Consider the following 26,010-nt stretch of genomic DNA (forward strand, 5'->3'; position numbering starts at 1 on the left):
CCACGTGCCCCGGGACCTCCTCGTCGAGATCCAGCAGAACCCGTCCGCCGACTACACCCGGCTGCCACGCCAGGGTGGCCCGAAGGACCCTCCTCCGCTGGACCTCGTGGTGTCGCTGCGCCGCCACCGGGACGACTCGCTTCAGATCTCCGCGTTCCGGCCCGGCGAGCGCACTCCACGGACCCGCCCGAACCGCGCGGACCTGGATATATCCGGAACCAAGCTCCTCGCCAGGGCCGCCCGTCTGCGGACGATATGGCGTGACCGCCTGGTCCGGTACGCCGCCGTCGACGACCTCGGGCTGCCGGCGGACTACCCCTTCGCGTCCACCGCCGACGTCTCCCATCTCGCGCCGGTCGCCGAGAACCGGGTGGCCGAACTCGCCGAGGAGGGACGGTACTTCCTGGAGACGATGCTCGACGGCACGGACCGCGAGCTGACGCTCTTCCGCGCGTTCCTCACCCGCACGCTCACCGAGGACGGCCCGCTGCGCGTCAGCTTCGACTCCGACCTGCACCTCCCCTGGCCCATGCTCGCCGTCGACGGCGGCCGCGCCGACCCGTGGACGGACTTCCTCGGCCACCGGCACCAGGTGGAGCAGACCGGCACCGCCTACCCGCCGATCCAGCCGCCCTACCCGGCCCGGACGAGGCCGGTCACCAGCCTCAACACCGACGACACCCTCGAACTCATCGGCCGCGCCCCCGAGGTCCGCAAGCTGCTGGAGGACCGCTCCCGGCTCACCGTCCGCACCGAGTCCGCCCGGCTGCTGGAGGCGCTGTCCACCGCGGTGCTGGACGAGGACGTCATGTACTTCTGGTGCCACGGCCAGTTCGTCGACAACGGCTCCGCCTACGAGCAGCTCGCCGTCCGGCTCTCCGACGACCGCCACATCGACGCCGACCTGGTGCGCCGCCACCGCCGCCGGCACCTGGACGCGCCGGACGCCCTGTTCCGGCCGTTCGTGCTGCTGAACGCCTGCCACACCGGGCAGTCGGCGGCGGCCGAACTGGAGCACCTCGGGCGGGCGTTGGTCGACCTGGGGGCGGACGGGGTGCTCGGGCCGCAGATCGAGATCCCGCAGGAGTTCGCCGCCGAGTACGCCTTCGCCTTCCTCGACCTGTATTTGACGGGCGAGTTCACGGCGGGCGAGATCACCCAGGCGCTGGTGCGGCGGTTCGCCCGCGAGTACTGCAACCCGCTGGCGCTCACCTACTCCCTGCACTGCGGCATCGACAGCATCCTGGAGCTGACCCCGTGACGACCAGCACCGTGCCCGGCATGAGGCCCGCCGGCCGACCAGCCGTCCGGCCCGCCGCCGTGGACCTCGACGAGGACGGCCGGCTGCTCGTCCCGGGCACCCGGACGCCGGTGCCCGAGGCGCGCGTCGCCGACCACCTCGCCCGCCACCTGCGCGTCCCGGAGCGGGCCACCGACATCTACGTGTACGTCCACGGCTGGCAGACCGGCGCCGCGGCGGCCGACCGCGCGGCCGGGGCCCTGCTCGCGCGCGCCGCCGAACTGCACCGGGCGGCCCCGGCCGCGTACCCGGGGCTGGCGCGGGGGTTCCGGCCGTGGTGCGTGGTGGTGCGCTGGCCGTCGTCGAGCCTCCCCTCGCTCGGCGGGTACCGGCGCATCCGCGAGCGGGCGCACGCCATGAGCACCCCGGGCCGCGGCCAGGCCGGGTACGTCCTCGGCCACCTGCTCGGGTACCTGGACGCGGACCGCGGCCACCCGGCCGACCCGGCGGTGCTGGCGAACCGCAACGGCCAGTACCTGCACCTGGTCGGGCACTCCTTCGGCGGGCGGTTCCTGTGCGAGGCCGTCCAGCACGCGGCGCAGCGACCGGCCGGCCCCCGCGTGCTGGGCTGGAGCCGGCCGGGCGATCCCGCGCGGCCGTTCACCGTGGACAGCGCGCTGGTCTTCCAGATGGCCGCGCCCCGGGACGCCTTCGACCGGCTCTTCCCCCGGCTGTTCGCCGTGCCCGGGCGCTCGGGCGCGCCGCTGCGCGGGCCGCTGGTGCTGACCCACTCGCGCTGGGACCGGGCGACCGGCTTCTGGCACCTGCGGGCCGAGGGCCGGCCGGGCATCGGGCACTCGGGCACCGGGGTGGCGCCGGTGCACCAGTTCTCGACGCTGCTGCACCCGACCGACGCGCCGTACCCGCGCGAGGTGCTGGACCACCCGATCGTCAACGTCGACGCGAGCGGGGTCTACCACGGCGGCCTGGCCACCCGGCTGGCGCCGGCGGGCGCGCACTCGGACTTCCAGCACCCCGAGTCGGCCCACCTGCTGCTGAGCCTCGCGTCGCACTCGCGCTGACAGGCAGGGCATGCAGGTCAGCGGTGATCTGATCATCGGCTATATTCGCCGGGCAGCCCGTCGGGAACGGGCCCTCACGCACCGAACTCTCCGGGGAAACCAGCCACCGTGTCACGGCCCATAGACGACCCGTCCGCCGACCAGCCCACCACGCCGCCGCCGAGCGACGCCGGGGCCGTCGTCCCGCCCGGTGAGCAACCGAACGCCCAAGCCGTACCCGGCCACCCGCAACCGGCCGGCCCATACGCCGCCGGACCGCACCTTTCCGGACCTCACCCCGCCGGTCCGCACGCCTGGCCCCCGTACGCCGTCCCGCAGCCGAAGCCGAAGGCCAAGGTCAGCGGGCTGGCCGTCACCTCCTTCGTGCTCGGCATCCTCGGGTTCGTCCCGCCACTCTCCCTCGTGTCGATCGGCCTCGCCGTCGGCGCGTTCCGCCGGATCTTCCGGCGGCGCCAGGGCGGGTTCGGCCTCGCCGTCGCGGGCCTGGTGCTCGCCTGCACCTGGACCGTCGTGGCCGCCACGGTGGGCGGCGTCGCCGCGTACGGCCTGCACGACATGACGTCCGGGCCGGCGCGCGGCAAGGACGGGCACCCGGTCGCCGCCGGGCGGGCCGGCGCCTGGTACCTCAAGGCGGGCGACTGCGCCGCCGACGACCTCGCCAAGTTCCGCGCCGAGCCGAGCCACTACCAGATCGTCCCGTGCGACCGGCCGCACCGGCTGGAGGTCTTCGCCTCGGCGCGAATCCCCGGCGGGAAGTCCTACCCGGGCGTGGCCGCCGTCGAGGAGAGCGCCCGACGGCTCTGCGAGGCCCGTACGGAGTCCGCCGAGGTCCCGCCGGGCGGCTCGATCGGGTACTTCTACCCGAGCCAGGGCCGCTGGTGGCTGTTCGACGACCGGGACGCGCTGTGCGTCTTCATCTCCCCCACCCCGTGGTCGGGCACGGTCAAGCCCGGCAACGACTCGAAGGCCGCCACGCCCGTCTGACGGCGCGCCGCCGACTCCAGCGGCCCGGGCGGGTGATCCGCCCGGGCCGCTTTCTCTTTGCGTGCGCTCCTTGCGTTCCGAATCCCGTTCACAGTTCACCGACTTGAACGGGTGAATCGCCAGAAAGGCTCTGATATACGGGCGTTACCCGCCTCGGCTATTCGTGGATGTGGACGAGAGGTCTTGACCTGTCCCGCGCCAGCCGCTTCACTCCCGGAATCGGCACCTCCCTCGCACGGCACCCCACAACCCACGCGCCACCCACGAGACGAGGCGATCCCCCATGAGCCGACCCCGCACTTCCGCACGCAGGATCAATCCCGTCACCCTCTACGCCTTCGGTGCGCTCGGCGGCATCCTCTTCGGCTACGACCTCGGCGTCATCGCCGGCATCCTGGTCGTCATCGCCAAGACCTGGCAGCTGTCCGGCTTCCAACAGGGCGTCGTGACCGCCTCGTTGGCGGTCGGCGCGATGCTCGGCGCGGGCCTCGCCGCCCGGCTGACCGGCCGGATCGGCCGCCGCCGCACGATCATGGCGGCGGGCGGCGTGGTGATCGTCGGCACGCTCTCCTGTGCGCTGGCGCCCGGCTTCGGGGCGCTGGTGGCGTTCCGCATCGTGCTCGGCCTCGGGGTGGGCCTCTCCTCCGCCACCGTGCCGACCTATCTCTCCGAGCTGGCGCCCGCACGGATCCGGGGTGCGATGGGCTCGCTCAACCAGATCTTCATCGTCAGCGGCATCCTGATCGCCTTCCTGGTCGACTACTGGCTCCAGCCGCACCACCTGTGGCGCTGGATGTTCGCGGGCGCGCTGGTGCCGGCCGTGATCCTGGTCTCCGGGCTGGCGTTCCTGCCCGAGACGCCGCGCTGGCTGGTCAACCTGGGCCGCGAGGACGAGGCGCGGGCCGTCCTGGCCGCCACCCACCCGGCCGACGAGATCGAGGCGGAGCTGGCGTCCATCCGTGCCGTGATCCGCCTCGACGCCGAGCAAACCACCTACCGCGTCCGGGAGTTGTGGGCGCCCTGGGTGCGGCCGATGCTGCTGGTGGCCCTCCTGCTCGCGGTCGGCCAGCAGTTCAGCGGCGTCAACGCGATCAACGCCTACTTCCCGACGATGCTGCTCTCGCTCGGGCTCACCACCAACACCGCGCTGCTCTCGGCGATCATCCTCGGCGTCACCAAGCTCGCGTTCACCGCGTGGGTGGTGTTCGTCGTGGACCGCTGGGGCCGCAAGCCGCTGCTGCTGATCGGCAGCGCCGTGATGGTGGTGACCCTCGGCCTCACCGGCTGGGTGGTCACGCACGTCCACGACAAGGGCACCCTGGGCGCGCTGACGGTCGTGCTGCTGGTGCTGTACCTGGCCGGGTACGAGCTGGGGTGGGGCGCGGTGGTCTGGGTGATGATGGCGGAGGTCTTCCCGCTCAAGGCGCGCGGCACGGGCATGGGGGTGGCGGCGGTGCTGCTCTGGGCGGCGACCGGGGTGGTCACCGCCGTGTACCCGATCATGTCCGACCACCATCACCTGGGGATCGGCAGCTCGATGTACGTCTTCGCCGCGGTCAACGCGGTGCTGCTCGTGCTGACGTACCGGGTCGTCCCGGAGACGAAGGGCCGGACGCTGGAGCAGATCGAGCTCGGCCTGCGCAGGTGAAGGCCCTGTACTCCCGAAACTGCCACGCACCGGTCCCGGGATGACGCCACGGCTTGGATCCGTCGGCCGGTCCGACGAAGTTCGCCACGGTCTCAGGCCGTCGGGTCCAAGGGTGGGGCGCATTGCTCCTCCGTCACTTCGCCAGGGCCGCACGGAGGAAATGGAGGATCTCCGCCTGGGCGGCCTCGGCCTGTGGTTCCACGCCGGGCATGGCGAGGAACGCGTGCTTCGCGCCCGGGTATTCGGAAAGCCGCACGGGCGTCCCGGCCGCGCGCAGCCGCTCGGCGTAGCGGCGGCCGTGATCGGCGAGCGCATCCCGGGTCGGCACCACGAGCAGCGCCGGGGCGAGGCCGCTCAGGTCGTCGGCGTACAGCGGTGAGAATGCGTGGGTGTCGGTTCCCGGCAGGACGGCGAGCCGCTGGATGAGCCGCAGTTGCGGCAGGGCGCGGGTCGGGCTGTACGCGTACTCGGCGATCGAGGGGTAGTCGTACATCGTCTCGGTCACGTCGACAGCGGGGTTGACCAGCACCTGCGCCTTGAGCTCCAGGCCGGCCTCCCGGGCCCGGATGGCCGTCAGGGCGCTGATCAGCGCGCCGCAGCTCTCGCCGAACACGGCCGTGCGCGCCGGGTCGACGCCCCACTGCGCGGCGTACCGCACCACGTGGTCGAGCACGTCCCAGCCGTCGTCGGCGGCGTTCGCGAGCGGGCTGTCCGGGGCGAGGAGGCGGTGCTCGACCGAGATCACGAGCGCGGGCAGTCGGGCGGCGAGGTGGCTGTTGGTCCAGTCGCACTGCACCGCCGTGCCCACGAAGCCGCCTCCGTGGACATGGACCACGAGTGGGAGGTCGGCTCGGGCGGCGGCCTCGCCGTCGCCCGTCGACGCCGGCCGGTACACCCGGACCGGCAGGTCGCGGCCGGGCAGCGCGATCTGCTGCCAGTCGATCGCTGCGCCGGGGTCCGGCTCCCCGGTGATCGCCCGCATCGCGCTGGAGGCCCGGAAGCGGTTCTCCGCGTCGCGGTAGGCGAGCAGTTCCTCGGTCGTTATCACGGAGAAGTCCGGCTCCAGCGGCCGCGCCGCGGTAGTGGTCTCGCTCATGTCTCCCTCTCCCCTCCCGGCCGGCTGCCGGGTGTGTCATTGCGGTCGGACAGCACCTTGTCCTCATTATGCACGCAGTGCGTGCATCAGCAAGTGCATAGGTTAAGCTGAGTCCGGACGAGAGGGGCGAGATGACTGGCCGAAGGCGATGGTCGACCGAGGAGATCCTGGACACGGCGGCGGAACTGCTGCGCACGAGCGACGCCGAGTCGTTCAGCGTGCGCAAACTCGCCGCAGCGCTCGGGACCGACTCCTCCAGCCTCTACCGGCACTTCCGCAATAAGACCGAACTGCTGCGCGCGGTTGCCGACCGGATCCTGCTGGCCGCCATGGACGGCTACCGCCCCGAGGGCGACTGGAAGCAGCGCATCACCGCCCTGGCCCTGCGCCTGCGCGAGGCATTCGGCGAGCAACCCCAACTCGCCACGGTGTGGGGACGCTATGCGTCCGGCGGCACCGGATCCCGTTTGGTCATGGAGGAGCTGCTGCAGGCCCTGCGCGCGTCCGGCCTGCCCGACGAGGAGGTCCCGGTGCGATACCACCGCATCGTGATCCTCCTCGCCGCGCTGATCGCCTCCGAGGCCGGGATCGGCACCATCACCCCCGAGGAGTACGAACAGGGCATGGAGCTGTTCCGCGTCGCGGTACTCGGCGCCGACCCCGAGCGCTTCCCCGCCCTGGCCCACTTCGCCCGCGACATCCGCCCCCTCGGAGCGGACCGCCGCGCCGCGTTCGAGGAGATCCTTGCCGCCCAACTCGCCCACATCGAGGCTCAGATCCCCTGACGTGGCGGATCGCCGGCGCGAAGCGGTCCGTCGTCGCCGGGCCGGACTCCGGTCGGCACACGGGGCGTCCGAAGTTGCGACCCGCCGCTACCCGTCCTCGCCGATGTCCGTCCCGCTCGTGGGGCGGTGCGTTCCCAGGCGAAACCGCCCCACGGCGCAATGGCAGCTGGTAGCTTGCGGGCGTCAGTCACCAGGCTGTGACTCGGCGGAATTGGGGGAACCGGATGATCAGCACCCGCCGGCTTCGCGGCGTCGCCCCTGTGTGCGGCGCAGTTCGGCGCGAAGGCGTGTGAAGACGCCGCCGCCGGGTCGGGGAACAACGGTCTCGACGTCAAGGTGACCGAGTTGCGTCCCGGCAACGAGTACTGCGAGTTCACGACCACTCCCAAGGCGGTCGCCCTGGTCAAGGTCGTCCCGGTCACCGCCAGTCCCGCCTCCGTCCAGTTCTCGGCGACCGCCTGGAACGCACCCGCCACGTCGTAGCCGGACGTGGCCGGTGCGTTCGCCTTACCGCCGTACGCAGGCGCGGGGGGTGTGCGCCCAGGCGGGGGCGGCTTCGGCGAGCGCGGAGCAGACGGCGTCGAGCTGCTCGGGCGTCGTGGCGGGGACGACGGGACCGACCTGCGTCCCGGTGCGGGGCGCGTAGCCCTGGACGGGCGGAAGCGTGGTCACGAGGGGCCCATCAGAGGTGGTCGGCGTCGAGGTCGGGGAACGTGAAGTGGCCGCCCAGATGGGCGAAGACGGGGTCGTCGGCGGGGGGCCGGCCGTGCGCGGCGAGGATCTTCTCGGCGTGGACCTCGGCATCGTCGGCGGGGGCGTAGCCGAGCGCACGGGCCTCGTCGAGGGAGACCCAGCCGCCGCGCGTGTTCGGGGAGACGCCGTAGACGATCCGGTAGCCCGGGCGCTCCACGGCGAGGCAGGCCTCCAGCAGGCGGGCGCAGTCGTCCGGGGAGAGCCAGGTGGAGAGGGCGCGGGGGTTCGGCGGCTCGGCGAAGCAGGTCATGATGCGGATGCAGATGACGTCGAGGCCGTAGCGGTGGTGGTACAGCGCGCCGAGCGCCTCGCCGGCCGCCTTGGACACGCCGTAGTACGTGTCGGGCAGCGGCGGGGTGGCGGCGGTGAGCGGGTACTCGGCGGGCGTGCGGAAGCCCACGACGTGGTTGGAGGAGGCGAAGACGACGCGCGGGACGCCGGCGCGGCGGGCGGCCTCGAACACGGTGTAGGTGCCGTGGATGTTGACGTCCAGGATCCGCTCCCAGGGCGCTTCGAGGGAGATCCCGCCGAGGTGGATCACGGCGTCGACGCCCTCGCAGGCGTCGCGCATCGCGTCCGGGTCGGTGACCGAGGCCCGGACGGCCTCCTCGCTCTCACCGGGTTCGAGCGCGGCAACGTCGAGCAGCCGGAGGACGCGGCCGGGACGGGCGAGCCGGGGGCGGATCAGGGTTCCGACGGCGCCTGCCGCGCCGGTGACGAGGATGCGGGGCACGGTGACTCCCTGGGTCCGGGGGTGGATGCCACCTCATGGTCACAGAGGATCCGGGGAGTTCACAACAATGACTGGTGTTCATATACGCGAACGCCAATCCCTTGACCGCGCCCCGAGCACACTCCTACGCTCCTCGGAGTTCCCACCGCTGGACCTCCTCCACGAAGGGATCCTCTCCCGTGCCCGCACGCACCCCGCCCACGTTCGACGGCCTCCTCTTCTTCCCGGTCACCGCCTTCACCCCCGACGGCGCCTTCGACCCCGGCGCCTACCGCGCCCACCTCGACGCCCGCCTCGCCGCCGGCCCCGCCGCCGTCTTCGCCGCCTGCGGCACCGGCGAGTTCCCCGCCCTCGCCCCCGCCGAGTACGAACGCTGCGTCAGCGTCGCCGTCGACGCCGCCGGCGGGCGCATCCCCGTCGTCTCCGGCACCGGCTACGGCACCGCACTCGCCCGCGAATACGCCCGCGCCGCCGAACACGCGGGCGCCGACGCCCTGTTGGTCCTTCCCCCGTACGGCGCCGAGGGCGGGCAGGAGGGCCTGATCCGCCACATCACCGCCCTGGCCACCGCCACCCCGCTCGACCTGATCCTCTACCAGCGCGACCGGACGGTCTTCGCCCCGGACACCGTCGTGCGCCTCGCCGAACTCCCCAACGTCATCGGCTTCAAGGACGGCCGCGGCGACCTCGACCTGATGCTCCGCACCGTCCACGCCGTCCGCGCCGCCGGCCACGCGGACTTCCTGTTCTTCAACGGTATGCCGACCGCCGAAACCACCCAACTCGCCTACCGCGCCATCGGCGTGCCGCTCTACTCCTCCGCCCTCTTCTGCTTCGCCCCCGACCTCGCCCTCGCCTTCCACCGCGCCTTCGCGAAGGACGACCGGGCGGTGCTGACGACACTGATCGACGTCTTCCTGCGCCCCTACGTCGAACTGCGCAGCCTGCGCCCCGGCTACGCCGTATCCCTGGTCAAGGCCGCCACCCGGGCAGCGGGACACCCGGTAGGCCCCGTCCGGGCCCCGCTGACGGAACCCGAGCCGGAACACGTGCGGGCGCTGCTCGGGCTGCTTGAGCGGACGCGCGAGGCCCTGGCATGAGCGGCGAGGCCCTGGTGGAACTCGGCGCGTACCTGTACCCCTGGGACGCCGACGGCGACCCAGCCTGCGCCCCGCGTCTCACCGGCCTCGGCATCCGCCGTGCCGCCGTCGCCGCCGCGTACCACAGCGTGCGCGCGCTGACCCCGCGCCACCCGCGCCACAAGGTCGTCACCGCCGAGCACGCCGCCGTCTACTACCGGCCCGACCAGGACCGCTGGTCCGGCGCCGGGCGGCTGCGGCCCGTGGAGGCGCCGTGGTCGCCGCACTCCTTCGGGCCGGCCACGGAGTCACTGGCCGAGGCCGGGGTGGAGGTGTACGCCTGGACGGTCCTCGCGCACGGGCAGCGCCTCGGCGTACGCCACCCCGAGGCGGCCGTGCTCAACGCCTACGGCGACCGGTACCCATGGGCGCTGTGCATCTCCTCCCCCGCCGTGCGGCTCTACTGCGCCACGCTGGCCGCCGAGGTCGCCGCCCAACCTTGCCTATCCGGCATGGAGTTGGAGTCCTGCGGCTGGTACGGCTTCGACCACCTGCACGCGCACGACAAGGTCGCGGGGGTGGCCCTGCCGCCGTCGGCGCGGCTGCTGTTCTCGCTCTGCTTCTGCCCGCACTGCCGGGACGGCTACCGGGCGGAGGGCGCCGAACCGTGGGCCCTGCGCGCGAAGGTGCGGGACGCACTCGACCCGGTCTTCGCCGGCACCGCCCAGGACGCCGCGCTCGACCCCGAGTCGGCCGCGGCCGTGGCCCGGGTGCGGGTGCGCGCGGCGGCCGAGCTGCGGCGGTCCGTCCTCGCGGCCGTGGCGGCGGAGCGCCCGGACCTGCCCGTCCTCCTGCACGCCCAGCCGGACCCACTCGGCTTCGGCCCCTCCCCGGGCCTGGCCCCGGAGGACGCACACGCCGCTGCACCCGTCCTCCTCGCCCCCACCCGCTCGCGGGCCGCCCTCGAAGCCGTCCGCGCCTACGCCGCCCCCGGTCGACGCGTCGCGGCCACCGTTGGCGCCGTCGCGGGACTCGGCGGCGACCCCGCCGACCTGTCCGCCTGGTGCACCGACCTGGCCGGGACCGGCGCGACCGAACTGCGCTTCTACCACCTCGGCCTGGCCTCCCACCAGGACCTCACCGCCGTCCGCGCCGCCGTCGAGAAGGTAGGCACGGGCCCGTCGTAACACCCGCCACAACGCTCGTAATTCGGCGACCGCGCGTGGAAGACCATCATCGTCCGGGGACGATCACCGGCAGGAACGACCGCAGCTGCTCCCACTCGGCATCCGACAGGTCCCATGGAGTCAAGTCAGTGGTGTTCACATCGTCCAGGGCATGCGAACGTTGTCGTACTTCAGGTTCGGCTCCTCCCGCACCGCCTCGGCCGGCACGGGCGCACTGATCTCTCCCGGGCATCCTCGCGGCGGGTAGCCGGGAACGTTGCGGACGTTGTAATAGACGCAGACCAACCGGTACTCACCCGGCGCCCAGGAGCCGCCACCGTGCACCAGCATCCTCGCGCCACAGGCAGGGCACGGGGCCTGCGGGTGCACCAGCACCCGGGGCTCGGTGAAGGCGTGCGGCAGACGCCGGTCGGCGATCGCTTGCCGTGGCAGGGTCAGCCCGTAGTACTCACCGACGACCCGATACACGTCTGCCATCGTCACATCGGACTCGTCGCACCTGTGGACACGGTCGCCGGCGTCGACGAATCCGCCTTCGGCGACCAAGCGGCGGGTGAGCGGGTGATCCGTGTCGTTGGTCGTGTACTCCGACATACTCCAATCGTGTTCCCCGTCTACGCAGACGCCGATCATCGGCGGGTCCATGGCGCTGTCAACGACGTGCACGAACGTGCGCCGTCCGGCGAGGCTCCTGCCCGACGCGTACCGGTCGGCACGGCTTGGGGCCGTCGGGGGCTCGATCGCGAATGCCCAGGCGTTACCGGTGTCCCCCACCATCGCGTATTCGGGCAGGCGCCACGGAGCGGGCGAGAGCTCCAGCATCTCGCGGGCGGTGTCCGCGTCCATGAGGGTGCCCGGCTTCGCACCCAGGTGGACGGCCAGCTCCTCATGGCCCATGTCCTTCACCATCGTGAGGGAGAAGCCCTCACCGCCCAGTTCGGCGTCTATCCAGTCGATCCCGTCATTCATGATCGGGAACCTATCGGACGGGTACGACAGAAGCTCGACCCGCGGTGTCGCACATGCGGTCTCTCCTCGGACCGGAACCGGGACGCCGCGCAGGAGCAGCGGCAGACCGGCTCCGTGCTCCCAGGCGTCCCATGCGTCGTGGACCCGGCGGCTCTGGTCACCCTGCATCACGTCGTCGAGCGAGGAGCGGGGCACCCAGTGCAGGGCCCGGATGTTCTCCGGCGGCGGGTACTGGCGCACGGCGTTGGCCTGGCGAGGGGACACGACGCCGCCCGCATAGACGAAGTTGAGCCCCTCCGGGTACTGCTGCCGGGCCACGTAGTCGACCGTGAGGATCGTCCGCAGCCGCAGGACGAGCCCGGTCTCCGACTCCAGGTGGCGGCGCGCGGCCAGGTGGGGCAGCTCGTCCGCCTCGGCGCTGCCGCCTGGCAAGGTGTAGCCCTCGCGGTAGACCGGTCGACGAGGAGGACGCAGAGTTCGCCTCCCAGGTCGAAGTTCTCGTGGAGAACGAACGCTTGCTGGCCCAATCGTCGGCAGGGCGGCTTCCGCATGAGGTGGTCGTTCAACTCGACTCCTGAGATGAGGACTTGATTGGTCGAGGCTCTCCGCCGGAGGGCGGAGGCGTGTTCCACGGCAGCAAATCCGGCGGCGGCCAGGCAACTTACGTGGAGCCCGGCGAGCAGGAGACCGCCCGAGTTCACGTCGGCTCGTCATTGAGCAGGCGCCGGCGCGAGCGCGCGCCGGCGCCGGGCGCGATCTGCCGGGGGTCGAGCACGCTGACCTGGTCGGCCCGCGTCGTCCACTCCACACCGCCGCCGACCGGACGGAGGTACATGAGGCCGGCGCACTGCTCCATGAAGACGCCCTCGCGCGGTCGACCGTCGTCGAGGTGGCCGCGATCGATCACCACCTCGTGGAGGAGGGGGACTTCGGACAGCACGGATCTCTGGTCTTCGAACATGGGGGTCTCCGCAGTCGCACAGCGCTATTGGCGCATCACCTTGTGTAGCCATGGTGACGTGGTCGGCCCTACGATCGGAAGGGTTTTCCACTTGACAGTTTCCGCAGTGGAATGGCGAACTCAGTGGAGGTGTGGCCATGCCTGAGACAGTGCTTGATCCATCAGCTTCCCCACTCAAGGCCTTCGGTGCCCAAGTACGCAGGTTGCGCAAGGCTGCTGGCCTCACGCAGATCGACCTCGGGAAGATCACGGGCCTGAGCGACAGTCAGATCTCCAACCTCGAAAGAGGTACTCGAAATCCCACACTTGACTGGGTACGTGCAACCGACATCGCTCTAGGCACCGGTGACACCCTTGAACTGACGTACTGGAGCCTCCAGGGATCAGCCCTTCTGCCGGGGTACCAGGAGTACGTGGCCAAGGAACGGGACGCCCGTGTCATCCGCCTCTTCGAACTGGGCATCGTGCCTGGACTGCTGCAGACTCCCGCGTACGCAAAAGCGCTGGAAGATGCTTCCGTCGCACGCGGCAGCGTTACCGCCGAGCAGGGCGCCGAACGACTCAGGCTCCTACTCGACAGGCAGGCGAAGGTCGACCGTCAACCGGAGCCTCTCATCCATGTGATCCTGGACGAGAGCTGCCTCTACACTCAGGTGGGCGGCACGGATGTCCTGTCCGGTCAGCTCGATCGCATAGAGGAGCTGGCTTCCCGCCCCAACTACGTGGTCCAGGTCGCGCCATTCAGCATGGGCGCCCTCCGCCCGTTCATGCGGTCCGTCTCACTCCTGGAACTCAGCGACGGTTCTCTGCTCGGGTACACCGAGACGCATCACCGCGGCTACTTGGAGAACGACCGGCCAACCGCGAGTGCTTGGGCAAGGGAATACGATTTGTTCCAGGTTGAATCGCTGTCACAGGCGGCGTCGCTCATGACCATCAGCAAGGCACGAAGGGGACTGTTCAACATGAAGGTTGACCTCACCGGCGCCCCATGGCGCAAGAGCAGCTACAGCGGGAACGGGGGCCAGTGCATCGAGGTAGCCAACGGATACACCGGTGTCACGCCTGTCCGTGACTCCAAGGACCCCCTGGGCCCTGCCCTGATCTTCCCCGTGGAAGCCTGGCGGTCCTTCGTCGCCGGCGTCCAGGCCGGCGAGTTCGGCGAGGTCTGAACCGGCCCCGATATCAAGACACGCTCGGCCGGGGTTTCCCGGCCGAGCGGCTCGCAACTCGGTGGCCACCGACCTCCCAACACCGCTACCGTCCGGGGAAGATCACGGAGGGCGTGCGCCGATGCGGCCGCTACTGCTACTCGACGTCGACGGGCCGCTCAACCCCGCCGCCCGCAAGCCGCACCGGCGGCCCGCCGGCTACGAGACGTACCGCCTGCTCACCCCTCGCTGGGGAGCGGCCGAGCGGCGGCGGCTCACCGGGTGGGGGCTGGCGAACAAGTCCCCGAAGCCCCTGCAGGTCTGGCTCAACCCCGACCACGGCCCGGAGTTGACCGCGCTCCCCTTCGATCTCGTCTGGGCCACGACCTGGAAGAACGCACCATGCTTGCACCTTGTTCCCGACCTGCGGAAAGAGGCTGAGATACAAGGGGCTACGACCGTGCCGCGGCCCCTATCTACCTCGGACTCGCAGCGGGCTCTCAGGGCATTACCTTCCGCCCCACGTAGGTCATGAACTTGGTGCGAACTCCGATGCATCGGGACGGGGGCCTCAGATCGGCTGTAGACACCGGCACTACCCCGGGGCCGGGGGAAGATTCCCGACCGCGCGCGAAGCCTGGTCACGCGCGCGGAAGCCGAAGCTGATGAGGGTGACGCTCTCTCCGGCGCTGAGGGGCGTCCGGCCGTGCGGCGTGAGCGCGCCGTCGAATACGACGCAGTCACCGGCGGCGAGATCGCATTCGAGGTAGCCGTCGGCGTTGATGAAGACGGTGGTGCCAGCCCTGGGTGCGCCGGTGGGGCGCTCGTGCTTGAGGCACAGGATCAGGTTGGCCTCGCCGAAGCCGACCTCGTCCACGTGGAAGTCGAGGAACTGCCCTTCCTCCAGGTACGCGATATAGACGCCGGTGTGCGGCTGCTCGACATCCAGACCGGTGGACCGCGCTACGACTGCGGCGAGATCGACTTGCCCGGCGAAACGGCTCGCGGCGTCGCCGACGGCCGCGTTCCACTTGCCGTTGTGGAGGTACCCGTCAACGGCTACGGCCTTCTCAGCCTCCTCCGCCACCTGCGTGATCAGCTCAGCGGGGAACGACTGATCACGCAGGTGGCGCGGGTGCACGCGCTGGTGTGCGGTGAGCCCGCGCACAGCGTCCCGGAGAGTAGGGAAGTCCTCTGCCCACCGGGCCGGCGTCTGGGCCGTGGTGCGGGACTGGAGCCATGAGGTCCACTGGCCGCTCCACTGGCGCGGCACCGCGCCGTCTGCCGCCGTTGCGTCGGCCTGGCCGATCAGCAGTTCCACCCGGGCGAGTGCTGCCTGCGTGGACTCGACCAGCCCGGCGTCCCCCTTGACGATCCGCAGCCGCAGCGCTTCTTGGAGATGGGCCTGGGCACCCGCGAGGTCGCCGCGCTCCATCAGGTGCTTGCCGGTGTGCTGAAGCGCAAAGTCGACAAGTTCCGGGTGCTGGCTTCGCGCGGTGTTCAGGGCACTGCGGTAGAGCGCGTCCGCAGTCTGCACGTCACCGGCGTAGCGGTGAGCGTCGCCGAGGTTGAGCCCGGTAGCGACGACGGCCCGGGTGTTGCCAATCGCTGCGGCTAGGTCGAGCGACTGCCGGAGAAACGTACGGGCCTCCTCGTGGTGGCCCAGGCACATCTGGCCGATGCCGATCCACCTGGTCAGGACCCGAGTACGAGCGGGGTCGGCCTCCTCGGGCAAGCCCCGCAGTTCCTCGTTGAGTTGGCCGACCGCGGTGGTCAGCTCGTTGCGGTCGGTGGGGACCATTCGAAGACCCTCGTCCTGGTCGATGAGGTGCTGGAGCACTGGACCTTCCCTCGTTCGGTTCTGCTCAGCGTGGCACTACAGCTGGTCGGTCTGGTGGCGCAGGTCGGCCAGCAGCTCCACCCCGTGGGGGGAGAAGTGCTCACTCAGAAGTTCGAGTTCGCGCATGAGGTAGCGGACGGCCGGCAGACCCTCGTCGTAGGCGCTCTGGAAGCTCGCGCGCTCGTTGGGCGTCAGGTCGTCGCGGCGCAGTTCGGTCTGGCGGAACCGCAGCAGCTGGTTGTACACGCAGGTCGCATGGAACGCCCGGTCAATCTCCCAGAACTGGTTGCGGGCCACTCCCTGCGAGGCACGCCACGCGATCTCGATCTTGGGGGACGTCTTGGACGAGTACCCGTCGGCGAAGACCTGGTGCTGGAGGACGTGGAAGCTGATCGACTGGTGCGTCCCCTCGTGCAGCAGGTTCTCCGCCAGGAAGACGGGCGACGGCTCCGGGCTGACGGTGTTCGGCGGGATGTGGTGCCGGGCCTTCTCGGAGAACACGATGACGTACGGGAGCGCCGGGTCACTGGAGCTGGTCAGCGAGGAGGTGCGGACGCCGGGCTTGAGGCCCACCCACAGCAGCCCACGAACGAATTCGCGCACGCGGGCGAATCCCTCGGGGTGGGCCAGCGACAGGCGGTCCAGGGCCTGGGTCAGCGCCGCGCGGCGCTCGTCGGTGTGCTGGACGATCTCGTAGTCCGTCAGGTTGATCTCGTTGGCGATCTCGCCGGGAAGCTCGGCGTCGAACCAGTCGAAGTTCGCCCCGGCCACGGTCACGTTGTCGCTACGCAGGGTGCGGGCGTGCTCCGCGTAGGGGGTGCCCGACTTCACCAGGCGCTCCATCAGGGCGAACGGCAGAGCGCTCTCCGCGCCCACCTCGCGCAGACGGATCAGGTCCGGGTCCTTCCGGTCGAGGTCGAAGAAGGAGCCGGCGGGGACGCGGGTGGCGATGGCGGTCTTCAATGCGGACTCTCCTTGATTGGGGTGTGTGGCGACGTCCCGCTGGAGCAGGCGGGATTCACCGTGCCGCCCCACCGTCGATCAGGAATCCCACCCGCACCACGAGAAGAGTTGGAAGACGTGAACCGCCGATCCTTCATCGCCCTCACCGGGGGCGCCGCCGTGTCCGCCGCCCTCCCGCAGCCACGGATCGGAGCCGAGACAGTCATGGACCTGCGGACCGGTCTCGCTTCCCTGTACGGCCTGGACGATCGGTTCGGCGGCGCGACCGTGGGCCCTCTCGCGCAAGCGCACTTCTCCCGAGTCGAGCGGATCATCGCCACCACGAGCTACCCCGGCACGATCGGCCGGCAACTGCGCCTGATCGCCGGGGAGACGGCTGAACACGTCGCATGGCTGGCCTTCGACGCCGGAGACAACCAGTGCGCCCTTGTCCACTGGCACCACGCCCTCACCCGCGCCGAGGAGTTGCAAGACCATTCACTTGCCGTTCTGGTGATGGCGTCGATGGCGCTGATGAACATCCGCGAGAAGCAGCCGGACAAGGCACTCGAACTGGCCCGAGGAGCACAGGAGAAGGCCAAGGGGTGGGCGCCCCCCTCCCTGCTCTCGATCCTGGCCACCCGGGAGGCTCGCGCGCTGGCCATGCTCGGGGACCACGTCTCGGCTCGCTCTACGCTCGCGAACGCCACCCGGGTCTACGAGCAGGAACGGGGGGCACGGCCGCTACCGGATTGGGTGGTCTTCCACGGGCCCGGCGAGCTGGCCATGGCGCAGGCCGCGCTGTTCACCGAGTCCGGGCACCACAAGGCCGCGGTGGACTGGCTGCGCCGCTCGCTGGGACACCAAGAAACGAGCTACGCGAGGAACGAAGCCCTGGTGCGCTTCTCTCTCGCCGGAGCCCTCGCGCGGGCCGGCGAAGCAGAGGAATCCGCCAACGAGCTGAAGTCGGGTTCGGTCCTGCTGACCGAGGTGTCGTCGGGCCGGGCGCGCTCGTCCATGCAGGAGGCGCACTCTTTCCTTCACGCCCTTGATCCGGCCGCCGCCGCTGCCAGCACTGCCCACCTGATCGCGTAGAAGGAGAACCGTGGAGAAGACCGAGTTCGAGACCTTCACAGACCCGGATGCCGCTGCCCAGGCGCTGGATGAGATAGCGCCGCTGTACGAGCAGGTGTTCGCAGAGCCGCCGTACTTCGAGGGGCCCCGCGACCTGGCCGGGTTTCTGGAGGGCTACGAGTCGTTCCGGACCATGCCCGGCTTTCGGCTGGTGCTGGCCCGCGCAGGTGCCCTGGTCGGGTTCGCTTTCGGCGTCCTGCTCCAGTCGGACAGCCGTTGGTGGAATGGCCTCGGCCTGGACGAGAACTTCACCCGCGAGGACGGACATCGGACGTTCGTGATTCGGGAAATCGCTGTGGCCCCGGATCGGCGTCGGCAGGGTCTCGGCCGGGCCCTGCACGCGGCCGTACTCGAAGGTGCCCAGGCGGAGCGCGTCACACTTGCGGTTCGGCCCGAAGCGCAGGCTGCCATGAAGATGTACGAAGCCCTTGGCTACCGGGAGCTGGGCGACAAGACCCCGGCTTGGGAAGGCGCCCCGGTGTACCGCTACATGATTCGCTAGCCCGCCTCCCCAACTCCGAACGAGGAGTCGGCCACGGTCGTCCGCAAGCGGCTCGGCCTGTAGAAGCCCCCTCTCAGAGGTGACGCGTAGCCAGCGCCAGCCGCTCGCGGGCCTCGAACAGCGCGTCGCGGATCATCTGCTCGCGCCCCGGCGTCAGCCGTGCGACCGGGACGGAGCAGCTGACCGCGTCCCGGGCCGGCGTGCGGTACGGCACGGCGACCGCGTAGCAGCACAGGCCGAGGGTGTTCTCCCCCCGGTCGGTCGCGTACCCGCGCTCGCGGACGGCCCGGAGGTCGTCGAGGAGGGCGTCCCGGGTCGTGTGGGTGTGGTCGGTCAGCGGCTCCAGGCGCTCGGGCAGCAGCCGCTCGATCTCCTCGTCCGGGAGCGTCGCCAGCAGCGCCTTGCCGAGGGCGGTCGCGTGGGCGGGCAGCCGGCGGCCGACGCGGGTGAAGGGGCGGAGGTAGTGCTGGGAGGCGCGGGTGGCGAGGTAGACCACGTCGGTGCCGTCGAGGCGGGCGAGGTGGATGGTCTCGGTGGTGTCGTCGGCGAGCCGGTCGAGCGCCGGGCGGGTGGCGGCGACGGCCTCGTCGCCGTCGATGTAGGCGGTGCCGACGAGCAGCGCCCGCACCCCGATGCCGTACCGGGTGCCGGTCAGGTCGGTTTCCACCCAACCGAGGTCGACCAACGTGCGCAGCAGCATGTACAGGCTGCTCTTGGGGTAGCCGAGTTCCTCCTGCACGTCGGCGAGGCTGTGCAGTCCGGGGCGCGCGGCGAAGTACTCCAGTACCTCGATCGTGCGGACGGCGGACTTCACGCCCGCAGCGGCGGCTGCGGCGGGGCTCGGCTGCGCCATCGGGGATCCTCCCTGTTCACGTGCGCGTGGGCTGCGAGCAATATAGCCCGACACGGGTCACGCGACCCCCGCCCGCGTTCACATTGATGAACTCTGTCCAGAGCCTTGACTGAAGCGGCCACCCGGCCTTGTCATGGTTGCGGCCCTCTGCGGCCCCGGCACAACGCAGCAAGCAACGAACGCCTCCCCCTCCCGAAGGACCGTCATGAAGCGTTTGCTCACCGCCCTGTGCGCCGCCCTCGCGCTCCTCTCCGTTACACCCGCCCAAGCTGCCACCACCGACACCACCGACGCCCCCGCCTGGACCGGTGAGTTCACCGGCTACGGCACCAGCAGCTGGACCGCCGCCTGGGGCACCCTGTCCAGCGGCAAGTGGGGGCAGCAGAACCTCAGCCTGGTCAACGATCCGGCCGCGCCCGGCGACGGCTCGGCGCTCCAGGTGTTCTACGGCGCCGGCTCCTCGGCCAACTCCTGCTCCGACTGCCCCTCCAGCGGCGGCGGCCAGTTCTACACCGACCTCCCCACCCTCGGCCTCGGCGACCTCGCCAACTCCACCACCCTGGACCTGAAGTACAGCCTCAAGCTGCCCACCGGCTTCGACTTCGGCAAAGCCGGCAAGCTCCCCGGCCTCTACGGCGGCTCCCCCGGCGAGGCCTCCGGCGGCAACCACGGCAACGCCTGGTCGACCCGCTACATGTGGCGCAACCCCGGCTCGGGCGTCGGCAACGGCGAGGTCTACCTGTACACCCCGACCAACTCCGGCCCCACCGGCTACGGCGTGGACCTCGGCCTCGGGTCGTGGCAGTGGCCGGCCGACGGCGCCTGGCACAACGTCGAGCAGCTGGTCGACCGCGGCAGCGGCGACATCACCGTCTGGCTGGACGGCACCCAGGTGTTCACCCAGCCCGGGGCGGGCGCGCCGGACCTCGCGTCGATCCCGTTCAGCGGCGTGTTCTTCTCCACCTTCTACGGCGGCCACGACACCTCCTGGGGCCCGGCCACCGACCAGTACGCCTACTTCGCGCACTTCAGCCTCTCCACCGGCGTCCAGCACTGATCAAATCACCCCCGAAGTCAGCGCCACGGAGGCCGAGTTGAGCAGCAAGCCCTGGAGGAACCGCCTCGGTCTGCTCGTCGCCGCGAGCGTCACGGCAGCCGCATCGGTCACCGGTGCGGCTGCCGCCCCCGCCGGGGGCGCCCGCTGCGCGGAGCCGGACGTCCCGCCCCGCCCGGCGGCGACCTGTTCCCGGTCCGCCCGGCCGCCGAGCAGCTGGACGACATCTCCCGGCCGTGAGCCCGCCCCAGGCTCCCGTCAAGCGCCGTACACAAACCTAATGTTGACCGTGAGTCATCAAAAATGAGAACCGTTTCCAAACAATCCCCCATCAGTTGGTCAATCTCTCGTGGAACGGCGCAGTACCGCCCGCCGCCTCGGGCAAAGTGATCACCATGAAACGCAAGAACTCATCCGCCGCAGGTCGCGCGCGCAAAACGCCGTTCCGCGCCCTGCCGCTGATCGCGTTGGCCGTGGCCGGCGCGGTGATATCCCTCGGCACGGTCGTCCCGGCCGCCGCCGCGACCTCGCGGGTGGACCTGAACGTCCTCGTCGTCACTGACGGCAACCCCTGGGTCGAGGGCATCCGCAAGCAGCTGGTGTCCGAGGGCGTGCCGACCACCGTGGTCGACCTCACCAGCAGCAACCGCGCCACCATCACGTCGGCCTTCCTGGCCGACACCCTGGCCGACGGTACGCCGCACGGCCACTTCGAGGGCGTCGTCCTGCCCAGCGACGCCCCCAGCCAGCTCTCCGCGGCCGAGCTCTCCGCCCTCACCGGCTACGAACAGGCCTACCACGTCCGGCAGGTCGACTCCTACGTGTGGCCGGGCGCCAACACCGGCCTCAACGCCCCGCAGTGGACCGGCTCGCTCGACGCGACCACCGCCACCGCGACCTCCTCCGCCCGCGCGGACGCCTTCCAGTACCTCAACGGCCCGGTGGCGTTCGAGGGCACCGCCGGCGGCAGCGGCTCGTACGGCGCGCTGCCCACGCCGCTGCCCGACAACCCGGCCACCGGCTCGCACTTCGAGCCCTTCGTCACCGAGACGCTTCCCGGCACGTCGACGCAGGGTGTGCTCGCGGGGGTCTACACCAGCAACGGCCGGCAGCAGCTGGTCCTCACCTTCGCGTACAACTACTACCAGCAGCAGTTCCAGCTGCTCGCCCACGGCATCGTCGACTGGGTGACGCGGGGCGTGCACCTGGGCTACTGGCGCAACTACTTCTCGGCCCACGTCGACGACCTGTTCAACGCCAACGCCCGCTGGAGCCAGAGCGGCAAGTGCACCCCCGGCGAGGGCGACTGCGCCGCCGGCGTGCCGAACACCACGCCGATCCGGATGACCGCCGCCGACGTCACCAACACGGTGAGCTGGCAGCAGCAGAACAACTACACGCTGGACTTCCTGTTCAACGCCGGCCCCGGCGTCGCCTACCAGCAGGCACAGGGCGGCAGCGACCCGCTGACCACCGCGCTGCTGGCGAACAAGAACAGCTTCATGTGGATCAACCACACCTACGACCACCCGTTCCTGGGCTGCGTACAGGACTTCTCGGTGATCCCGTGGCGGTGCCAGACCGACGCCGCCGGGAACATCCAGTACGTCGACCAGCCCACCATCAGCTCCCAGATCAGCCAGAACATCCAGTTCGGCCAGGCCAACGGCATTCCGTTCCGGCCGAACGAGCTGGTCGCGGGCGAGCACTCCGGCACGGTGATGCTGCCGCAGCAGCCGAACGACAACCCCAACTTCCTTGCGGCGCTGAGCGCCAACAACATCCAGTGGCTCGGCGTCGACGCCTCCCGCGAGACCGGCCAGCGTCAGATCGCCTCCGCGCTGGGCACCCCGCGCCACCCGATCAACGTGTTCTACAACGTCTCCACCCAGTCCGACGAGGTGAGCGAGTACAACTGGCTCTACACCTCCAAGGCGAACGGCGGCAGCGGCAACTGCGAGGCCAACCCGGCCACCACGACCTGCATCACGCCGCTGGACCTGACCACCGGCTGGTCGAACTACGTGCTGCCGATGCAGGTCAAGATCACCCTCGGGTACGTGCTGTCCAACGACCCGCGGCCGTTCTTCATGCACCAGTCGAACCTCACCGACGACAAGCTGGCGCTGCAGACCCTGAGCGGCATCCTGTCCACTTACCGCACCTGGTTCACCGCGGACACCCCGGTGGTCAACCAGACGCTCACCGACTCCGGGACCGTCCTGAAGCAGCAGGCCGCCTGGCAGCAGACCCAGAACGCGGGCTCGGTCACCGGCTACATCCAGGGCGGCGTGGTCACCGTCCAGGGGGCGTCCGGGACCACCGTCCCGGTCACCGTGCCCGCGGGCACCACCGTCACCGGCGGCGGCAGCTTCGGCGCGGCGTACGGCGGCGAGCAGTCCGCGTACACCACGCTCGGTGCGACGCCCACCGGGCTGACGCTGCCGACGAGCGTGTTCGGCACGGTCGCCGACTCCACCCCCACCGGCCTGGGCGCGGAGCTCGCGTCCTACGCGAAGGGCTCGCCGCACGAGGTGCGCCGCAACGGTGACGCCGTCGTGATCACCGACCCGACCGGCACCCACGTGCTGCCGGAGCTCGCCGGCAGGCCGGCGGAGGAGCTGCACATCGGCGCCCACCACCACAACCCGTACAACGTGCTGCCGCCGGGGCTCGCGAAGAAGTAGCGTCCTCGTCCAGGCGTCCCCGTCCAGGCGGCTGCGGCCCGCGCGAGCACTCGGCTCGCGCGGGCCGCAGCCACGTCGTGACCTGCGATATCGTGAACGAATGAGCGACAACCTCCCCCCGTGCCCGCAGTGCTCCAGCGAGTACACCTATGAGATGAACGCGCTGATGGTCTGCCCCGAGTGCGGCCACGAGTGGGTGCCCACGGCCGGCGGTGCCGAGAGCGGTTCCGGCTCGGGCTCGGGCGAGCGGGAGATCAAGGACGCGGTCGGCAACGTGCTGACCGACGGCGACACCGTGACCGTCATCAAGGCCCTCAAGGTCAAGGGCAGCGTCTCGGGGATCAAGGCCGGCACCAAGGTCCGCAACATCCGCCTGGTCGACGGCGTCGACGGGCACGACATCGACTGCCGCATCGAGGGCTTCGGCGCCATGCAGCTCAAGTCGAGCGTGGTCAAGAAGGCCTGACCTGCTTCCCCGGCGCCCTGCCGGGCCGTCCTCGGCCCGGCAGGGCGCCTTTTGTCTTCTCGGCCAGGTCGTGAGGGCCGTCGAACAGCGCCCAGTCGGCGAACTCGCTCTCCCCGATCGCGTCGGCCGGCAGTTTCAGGGCACCGGTCGCATACTCCAGGGCCAGCGCCTGCGGGGTGCGGCCCAGCACCGCCGCGAGTTCGCGCAGAAACGCGGCGTCGGTCCCCGAGACCGTCACCGACGCGACAATCGGCTGTTCCACGTGCGGCGGCCGCGCCGGCTCGCCTTGCGAACCCATCGGATCCTCTCCCTCCTACCCGTACCGTGGGTCGGTCAGTGGCGACGGCGCCTGCCGGTCGTGGCCCTTGCGGATCCACGGGGCCGGCGGGCACCGTCACCAGGGTATCGGCGCCCTCTCGTTTGGCCGCTCCCGCCGGAAGTAGCCACTCGGGAAATGTGTCGGCTCGCCCCCCAAACCAGGCGACACTGGCACCGCAACTGGAGAACGGGGGCTGCGTCAAAAGCAATACGCACCATCCCCGGATTTCGCTGCATCGAGTGACTGTCCGTGGGATGTTGACGGCGACCACGCCATGCGTGAGCGGCCGCGCAGGCGCTTCGACGGGCACGGAACAGGCCATGGCAGCAATCCTGGCTATGCCTGACCAGGCGTCATGCCCTCCGGACGACTGCCAGCACCACCAGTGCTGCCGCCTGGATGGCGACGACGGTCGTCACGAGCGCCGGGATCGACGCCTCGTAGAGGGCGCCGGTCAGGACTCCGCCGGCCAGCGTCGCAGTGCCGGTGACGGCCGCGAAGACACCGTAGGCGGTGGCGCGGCCGGGGGTGGGGATCAGGTCGGCGATGGTGGCGCGGAGGGCTGCCTCGTTGAGGCCAGTCGCGGCGCCCCAGACGAGAGCGCCGGCAACGGCTGCCGCGAGGGTGTCGGTGAAGGCCAGGGCGGGAACGGCGGCGGCCAGCGCCGGGAGCCCTGCCAGGACGCGCGGGCCGATCCGGTCGTAGAGCCAGCCTGCGGCGAGGGCTGCCGCCGCGTCGGCGAGCATCGCGCCTGCGTACAGCACCGGGATCAGGGAGACCGCGAGCAGGTGGCGTTGGACCAGGTGGTACGAGAGCAGGCCGAAGGTGGCGAAGCCGGTCATGGTCGTGGCCGTGAACGCCGCGTACACCCAGAACGCCCTTGGCAGCCCGGTTTGTTCGGAGGAAGACGAAGGAGAGGTCGACGTTCGGCCGGCCCCCGACTCGTACGCCGCCGGATCGGGCACCCGGGTGCGCAGCCACCACAGTAGGACCAGCACCGCCGCGCCCGGGACCGCAAGAACGCCCAGCGCCACGCCGTACCCGCCGCCCGCCGCCAGCACGCCGGCGACGGTGAGCGGCCCGACCACCGCGCCGACCTGGTCGAGTGCCTCGTGGACGGCAAAGCCCCGGCCGCGGCCGGTGGCGGCGGTGGCGTGGGAGAGCAGGGTGTCCTTGGCCGGGGAGCGCACCGCCTTGCCGACGCGCTCCGCGACCACGAGCACGCACGCCGGGACGAGCGCCCCGGCGATGCCGAGCAGCGGGACTGCGACCACGGTGAGCGCGTACCCGGCGATCGCCAGCGCCCAGAACCGCCCGGTGCGGTCCGCCAGCGGCCCCGACACCAACCGCAGGCCGAGCGCCGCCGCCTCGCCCGCACCCGTCACCGCGCCCACGACGACGGCCGACGCCCCGAGCGAGGCGAGCAGCGGACCGGTGACGGAACGCGCGCCCTCGTACACGAAGTCCGCCAGCAGGCTGATGATGCCGAACCAGACCACGAACCGCCACGGCCGCATCCGCGCGCCCTCGCGGACCCCTCCCACTTGCCCGATGCTCACCCGCTGACGATACGCCGTCCGGTGATGGTGTCCGGCCGGACCCGCACCCAGAGCGGGCGGTCGCCGACCCACGGGGTGGCGCCCGGCAGGCCCGCGAGGTGCTCCACCTCCTCCGGGGCCCCGACGTGGTGCGCCGTGCCGAGGACGAGCACGCTCCAGCCCCGGCCGAGGTACTCGTCGATGCGGTCGACCTGGAAGGAGACCGCCGCGCCCTCGCCCGGGTCCGTCGAACTGCGCGCGGCGGTGCGGTAGGCGAACGACCGGTCGTCCACGACGTAGTTGACGGGGTACACGACCGGACCCGGCCGCACCGGCAGGCCGATCCGGCCCACCCCGTGGGTGCCGACCAGTTCCCAGCACTCGGGCACGGTCAGGTTGAGCAGACGCGGGCGCGGCCCGGGGCCGCCCTGCCCGGGCGGGGCGTCGCGGCGGCCCTCCAGCAGTTCCGCCCGGCTGAGCCCGAGCGCGGCGGCGATGCGGACGAAGCCGCCCGGGTCGAAGCCGGGCCCGGCCTCCAGCAGGTACCGGAAGTAGTTCGGCGCCATCGCCGCCCGCTGCGCCAACTCGGCCTCAGTGAGTCCGAGTTGTTCGCGCCGTTCGGCGATCCGGCGGGCCGCGGCGGCGGGGTCGGGTTCGACGGCGGGGGTGTCGTTCACGGTGCTGGCTCCTCGGCTCGGCGCGGGCCCATCCAACCGTCCGACCGTCGCCAAGTCGAGGAACGGCGGGCCACCGTGCGTGTCGACCCCCACGAACGCCTACCGGAGTGATCATCTGCCGGACCGACCTCGATCCGGTTTCCGGTGGCTGCGATCGTCGCCCTGACGCGGAATCAGGTCCGCGTCGGGAACGGGGAGGAGAGCAACACCGTTGCGTTTAGCTTCGAGGGCGGGAAGCGAGTCCGTGCTCGAAGAAGGTGATGTCGGCGCGGAAGGTATAGGTCTGGGCTTTCTGGGGGTGCTGTCCGGCGTTCGGGCCGTACTTGCTGG

Annotated in this window: 25 protein-coding genes and 1 pseudogene; 15 read left to right on the top strand and 11 right to left on the bottom strand. The window is 71.0% G+C overall.

Annotated features, from left to right (window positions below; translation table 11 throughout):
- The first annotated feature begins 4 nt into the window (after positions 1-4).
- The 4 genes from KV557_RS23845 to KV557_RS23860 all read left to right on the top strand — a co-directional run bounded on the left by KV557_RS23845 (position 5) and on the right by KV557_RS23860 (position 4,954).
- Positions 5-1,261 carry a CHAT domain-containing protein gene (locus KV557_RS23845; RefSeq protein ID WP_218203500.1) on the top strand — a complete coding sequence of 419 codons (1,257 nt, stop codon included), beginning with the start codon at positions 5-7 and terminating at the stop codon, positions 1,259-1,261.
- Entirely contained in the window at positions 1,258-2,322 is a 1,065-nt protein-coding gene (locus KV557_RS23850; protein ID WP_308130041.1) for a hypothetical protein, read from the top strand. Before KV557_RS23845 ends, KV557_RS23850 begins: the two co-directional genes overlap by 4 nt.
- Before the next feature lie 108 nt (positions 2,323-2,430).
- Positions 2,431-3,306, top strand: coding sequence for a DUF4190 domain-containing protein (locus KV557_RS23855; RefSeq protein ID WP_218203501.1), 876 nt, complete (start codon positions 2,431-2,433; stop codon positions 3,304-3,306).
- A 283-nt stretch (positions 3,307-3,589) separates the two neighbouring features.
- Positions 3,590-4,954 carry a sugar porter family MFS transporter gene (locus tag KV557_RS23860; protein WP_218203502.1) on the top strand — a complete coding sequence of 455 codons (1,365 nt, stop codon included), beginning with the start codon at positions 3,590-3,592 and terminating at the stop codon, positions 4,952-4,954.
- A 133-nt stretch (positions 4,955-5,087) separates the two neighbouring features.
- Here KV557_RS23860 and KV557_RS23865 read toward each other — a convergent pair whose 3' ends face one another.
- The gene (locus KV557_RS23865) at positions 5,088-6,050 is read right to left on the bottom strand and encodes an alpha/beta hydrolase (protein ID WP_218203503.1); all 963 of its coding nucleotides are present in this window, start codon (positions 6,048-6,050) and stop codon (positions 5,088-5,090) included.
- A gap of 131 nt (positions 6,051-6,181) precedes the next feature.
- Between KV557_RS23865 and KV557_RS23870 the strand changes: the two genes are divergently transcribed.
- Both KV557_RS23870 and KV557_RS23875 read left to right on the top strand, forming a co-directional pair.
- Positions 6,182-6,835, top strand: coding sequence for a TetR/AcrR family transcriptional regulator (locus tag KV557_RS23870; protein ID WP_218203504.1), 654 nt, complete (start codon positions 6,182-6,184; stop codon positions 6,833-6,835).
- Positions 6,836-7,171: 336 nt separating this feature from the next.
- Entirely contained in the window at positions 7,172-7,318 is a 147-nt protein-coding gene (locus KV557_RS23875; RefSeq protein ID WP_218203505.1) for a hypothetical protein, read from the top strand.
- Between the two features lie 24 nt (positions 7,319-7,342).
- On the opposite strand, the gene KV557_RS23880 is transcribed toward KV557_RS23875, so the two are convergent.
- Together KV557_RS23880 and KV557_RS23885 are read right to left on the bottom strand one after the other, a co-directional pair.
- A complete protein-coding gene (locus KV557_RS23880) occupies positions 7,343-7,507 on the bottom strand; it encodes a hypothetical protein (protein WP_218203506.1) in 165 nt (54 codons plus the stop codon).
- A 10-nt stretch (positions 7,508-7,517) separates the two neighbouring features.
- Positions 7,518-8,321: an NAD-dependent epimerase/dehydratase family protein gene (locus tag KV557_RS23885; protein ID WP_308130042.1), complete on the bottom strand. Its 804-nt coding sequence runs from the start codon at positions 8,319-8,321 to the stop codon at positions 7,518-7,520.
- A 179-nt stretch (positions 8,322-8,500) separates the two neighbouring features.
- Here KV557_RS23885 and KV557_RS23890 point away from each other — a divergent pair, with 179 nt between their 5' ends.
- Positions 8,501-9,421, top strand: a complete 921-nt coding sequence (locus KV557_RS23890) for a 5-dehydro-4-deoxyglucarate dehydratase (RefSeq protein WP_218203507.1) — start codon at positions 8,501-8,503, stop codon at positions 9,419-9,421.
- Between the two features lie 14 nt (positions 9,422-9,435).
- The gene (locus KV557_RS23895; protein WP_218203524.1) at positions 9,436-10,587 is read left to right on the top strand and encodes a hypothetical protein; all 1,152 of its coding nucleotides are present in this window, start codon (positions 9,436-9,438) and stop codon (positions 10,585-10,587) included.
- A 135-nt stretch (positions 10,588-10,722) separates the two neighbouring features.
- Here the strand turns inward: KV557_RS23895 and KV557_RS23900 are convergent, their stop codons facing one another.
- Together KV557_RS23900 and KV557_RS23905 are read right to left on the bottom strand one after the other, a co-directional pair.
- Entirely contained in the window at positions 10,723-12,270 is a 1,548-nt protein-coding gene (locus tag KV557_RS23900) for an NUDIX domain-containing protein (protein ID WP_256177867.1), read from the bottom strand.
- Complete coding sequence (locus KV557_RS23905; protein WP_218203509.1) at positions 12,254-12,517, bottom strand: hypothetical protein; 264 nt, start codon at positions 12,515-12,517, stop codon at positions 12,254-12,256. The genes KV557_RS23900 and KV557_RS23905 overlap by 17 nt, the downstream gene beginning before the upstream one ends.
- 137 nt (positions 12,518-12,654) lie before the next feature.
- On the opposite strand from KV557_RS23905, the gene KV557_RS23910 reads away from it, so the two are divergent.
- Both KV557_RS23910 and KV557_RS42935 read left to right on the top strand, forming a co-directional pair.
- A complete protein-coding gene (locus KV557_RS23910; RefSeq protein WP_218203510.1) occupies positions 12,655-13,689 on the top strand; it encodes a Scr1 family TA system antitoxin-like transcriptional regulator in 1,035 nt (344 codons plus the stop codon).
- Between the two features lie 121 nt (positions 13,690-13,810).
- Positions 13,811-14,065: pseudogene (locus tag KV557_RS42935) on the top strand (hypothetical protein); the annotation flags it as partial.
- Between the two features lie 198 nt (positions 14,066-14,263).
- Here the strand turns inward: KV557_RS42935 and KV557_RS23915 are convergent.
- Both KV557_RS23915 and KV557_RS23920 read right to left on the bottom strand, forming a co-directional pair.
- The gene (locus KV557_RS23915; protein ID WP_218203511.1) at positions 14,264-15,508 is read right to left on the bottom strand and encodes a tetratricopeptide repeat protein; all 1,245 of its coding nucleotides are present in this window, start codon (positions 15,506-15,508) and stop codon (positions 14,264-14,266) included.
- A 36-nt stretch (positions 15,509-15,544) separates the two neighbouring features.
- Entirely contained in the window at positions 15,545-16,471 is a 927-nt protein-coding gene (locus KV557_RS23920; protein WP_218203512.1) for a hypothetical protein, read from the bottom strand.
- Positions 16,472-16,579: 108 nt separating this feature from the next.
- Here KV557_RS23920 and KV557_RS23925 point away from each other — a divergent pair, with 108 nt between their 5' ends.
- Together KV557_RS23925 and KV557_RS23930 are read left to right on the top strand one after the other, a co-directional pair.
- Positions 16,580-17,545, top strand: coding sequence for a hypothetical protein (locus tag KV557_RS23925; RefSeq protein ID WP_218203513.1), 966 nt, complete (start codon positions 16,580-16,582; stop codon positions 17,543-17,545).
- Between the two features lie 10 nt (positions 17,546-17,555).
- A complete protein-coding gene (locus KV557_RS23930; RefSeq protein ID WP_218203514.1) occupies positions 17,556-18,086 on the top strand; it encodes a GNAT family N-acetyltransferase in 531 nt (176 codons plus the stop codon).
- 73 nt (positions 18,087-18,159) lie between these two features.
- Here the strand turns inward: KV557_RS23930 and KV557_RS23935 are convergent, their stop codons facing one another.
- On the bottom strand, positions 18,160-18,939 hold the full coding sequence (locus KV557_RS23935) for an IclR family transcriptional regulator (RefSeq protein WP_218203515.1): 780 nt from the start codon (positions 18,937-18,939) through the stop codon (positions 18,160-18,162).
- Between the two features lie 205 nt (positions 18,940-19,144).
- Here KV557_RS23935 and KV557_RS23940 point away from each other — a divergent pair, with 205 nt between their 5' ends.
- From KV557_RS23940 to KV557_RS23950, 3 genes are all read left to right on the top strand, one after another.
- Positions 19,145-19,996, top strand: coding sequence for a polysaccharide lyase (locus KV557_RS23940; RefSeq protein WP_218203516.1), 852 nt, complete (start codon positions 19,145-19,147; stop codon positions 19,994-19,996).
- 392 nt (positions 19,997-20,388) lie between these two features.
- Positions 20,389-22,680 carry a hypothetical protein gene (locus tag KV557_RS23945; protein WP_218203517.1) on the top strand — a complete coding sequence of 764 codons (2,292 nt, stop codon included), beginning with the start codon at positions 20,389-20,391 and terminating at the stop codon, positions 22,678-22,680.
- A gap of 100 nt (positions 22,681-22,780) precedes the next feature.
- Complete coding sequence (locus tag KV557_RS23950) at positions 22,781-23,146, top strand: zinc ribbon domain-containing protein YjdM (RefSeq protein ID WP_218203518.1); 366 nt, start codon at positions 22,781-22,783, stop codon at positions 23,144-23,146.
- Here KV557_RS23950 and KV557_RS23955 read toward each other — a convergent pair.
- The 3 genes from KV557_RS23955 to KV557_RS23965 all read right to left on the bottom strand — a co-directional run bounded on the left by KV557_RS23955 (position 23,133) and on the right by KV557_RS23965 (position 25,680).
- Positions 23,133-23,444 carry a hypothetical protein gene (locus KV557_RS23955; RefSeq protein ID WP_218203519.1) on the bottom strand — a complete coding sequence of 104 codons (312 nt, stop codon included), beginning with the start codon at positions 23,442-23,444 and terminating at the stop codon, positions 23,133-23,135. The genes KV557_RS23950 and KV557_RS23955 overlap by 14 nt on opposite strands.
- A gap of 374 nt (positions 23,445-23,818) precedes the next feature.
- Positions 23,819-25,024: an MFS transporter gene (locus tag KV557_RS23960; protein ID WP_308130043.1), complete on the bottom strand. Its 1,206-nt coding sequence runs from the start codon at positions 25,022-25,024 to the stop codon at positions 23,819-23,821.
- Complete coding sequence (locus tag KV557_RS23965) at positions 25,021-25,680, bottom strand: pyridoxamine 5'-phosphate oxidase family protein (protein ID WP_218203520.1); 660 nt, start codon at positions 25,678-25,680, stop codon at positions 25,021-25,023. Before KV557_RS23965 ends, KV557_RS23960 begins: the two co-directional genes overlap by 4 nt.
- Positions 25,681-26,010: the final 330 nt, after the last annotated feature.

The organism is Kitasatospora aureofaciens (genome assembly GCF_019192735.1).
Lineage (GTDB): Bacteria > Actinomycetota > Actinomycetes > Streptomycetales > Streptomycetaceae > Kitasatospora > Kitasatospora aureofaciens_A.

What these genes read in the sequence shown, in the direction of transcription:
- KV557_RS23940 (WP_218203516.1), top strand. Translation starts at nt 19,145, where the DNA reads ATGAAGCGTTTGCTCACCGCCCTGTGCGCCGCCCTCGCGCTCCTCTCC.
- KV557_RS23870 (WP_218203504.1), top strand. Translation starts at nt 6,182, where the DNA reads ATGACTGGCCGAAGGCGATGGTCGACCGAGGAGATCCTGGACACGGCG.
- KV557_RS23955 (WP_218203519.1), bottom strand. Translation starts at nt 23,444, where the DNA reads ATGGGTTCGCAAGGCGAGCCGGCGCGGCCGCCGCACGTGGAACAGCCG.
- KV557_RS23900 (WP_256177867.1), bottom strand. Translation starts at nt 12,270, where the DNA reads ATGACGAGCCGACGTGAACTCGGGCGGTCTCCTGCTCGCCGGGCTCCA.
- KV557_RS23945 (WP_218203517.1), top strand. Translation starts at nt 20,389, where the DNA reads ATGAAACGCAAGAACTCATCCGCCGCAGGTCGCGCGCGCAAAACGCCG.
- KV557_RS23910 (WP_218203510.1), top strand. Translation starts at nt 12,655, where the DNA reads ATGCCTGAGACAGTGCTTGATCCATCAGCTTCCCCACTCAAGGCCTTC.
- KV557_RS23905 (WP_218203509.1), bottom strand. Translation starts at nt 12,517, where the DNA reads ATGTTCGAAGACCAGAGATCCGTGCTGTCCGAAGTCCCCCTCCTCCAC.
- KV557_RS23860 (WP_218203502.1), top strand. Translation starts at nt 3,590, where the DNA reads ATGAGCCGACCCCGCACTTCCGCACGCAGGATCAATCCCGTCACCCTC.
- KV557_RS23950 (WP_218203518.1), top strand. Translation starts at nt 22,781, where the DNA reads ATGAGCGACAACCTCCCCCCGTGCCCGCAGTGCTCCAGCGAGTACACC.
- KV557_RS23935 (WP_218203515.1), bottom strand. Translation starts at nt 18,939, where the DNA reads ATGGCGCAGCCGAGCCCCGCCGCAGCCGCCGCTGCGGGCGTGAAGTCC.
- KV557_RS23865 (WP_218203503.1), bottom strand. Translation starts at nt 6,050, where the DNA reads ATGAGCGAGACCACTACCGCGGCGCGGCCGCTGGAGCCGGACTTCTCC.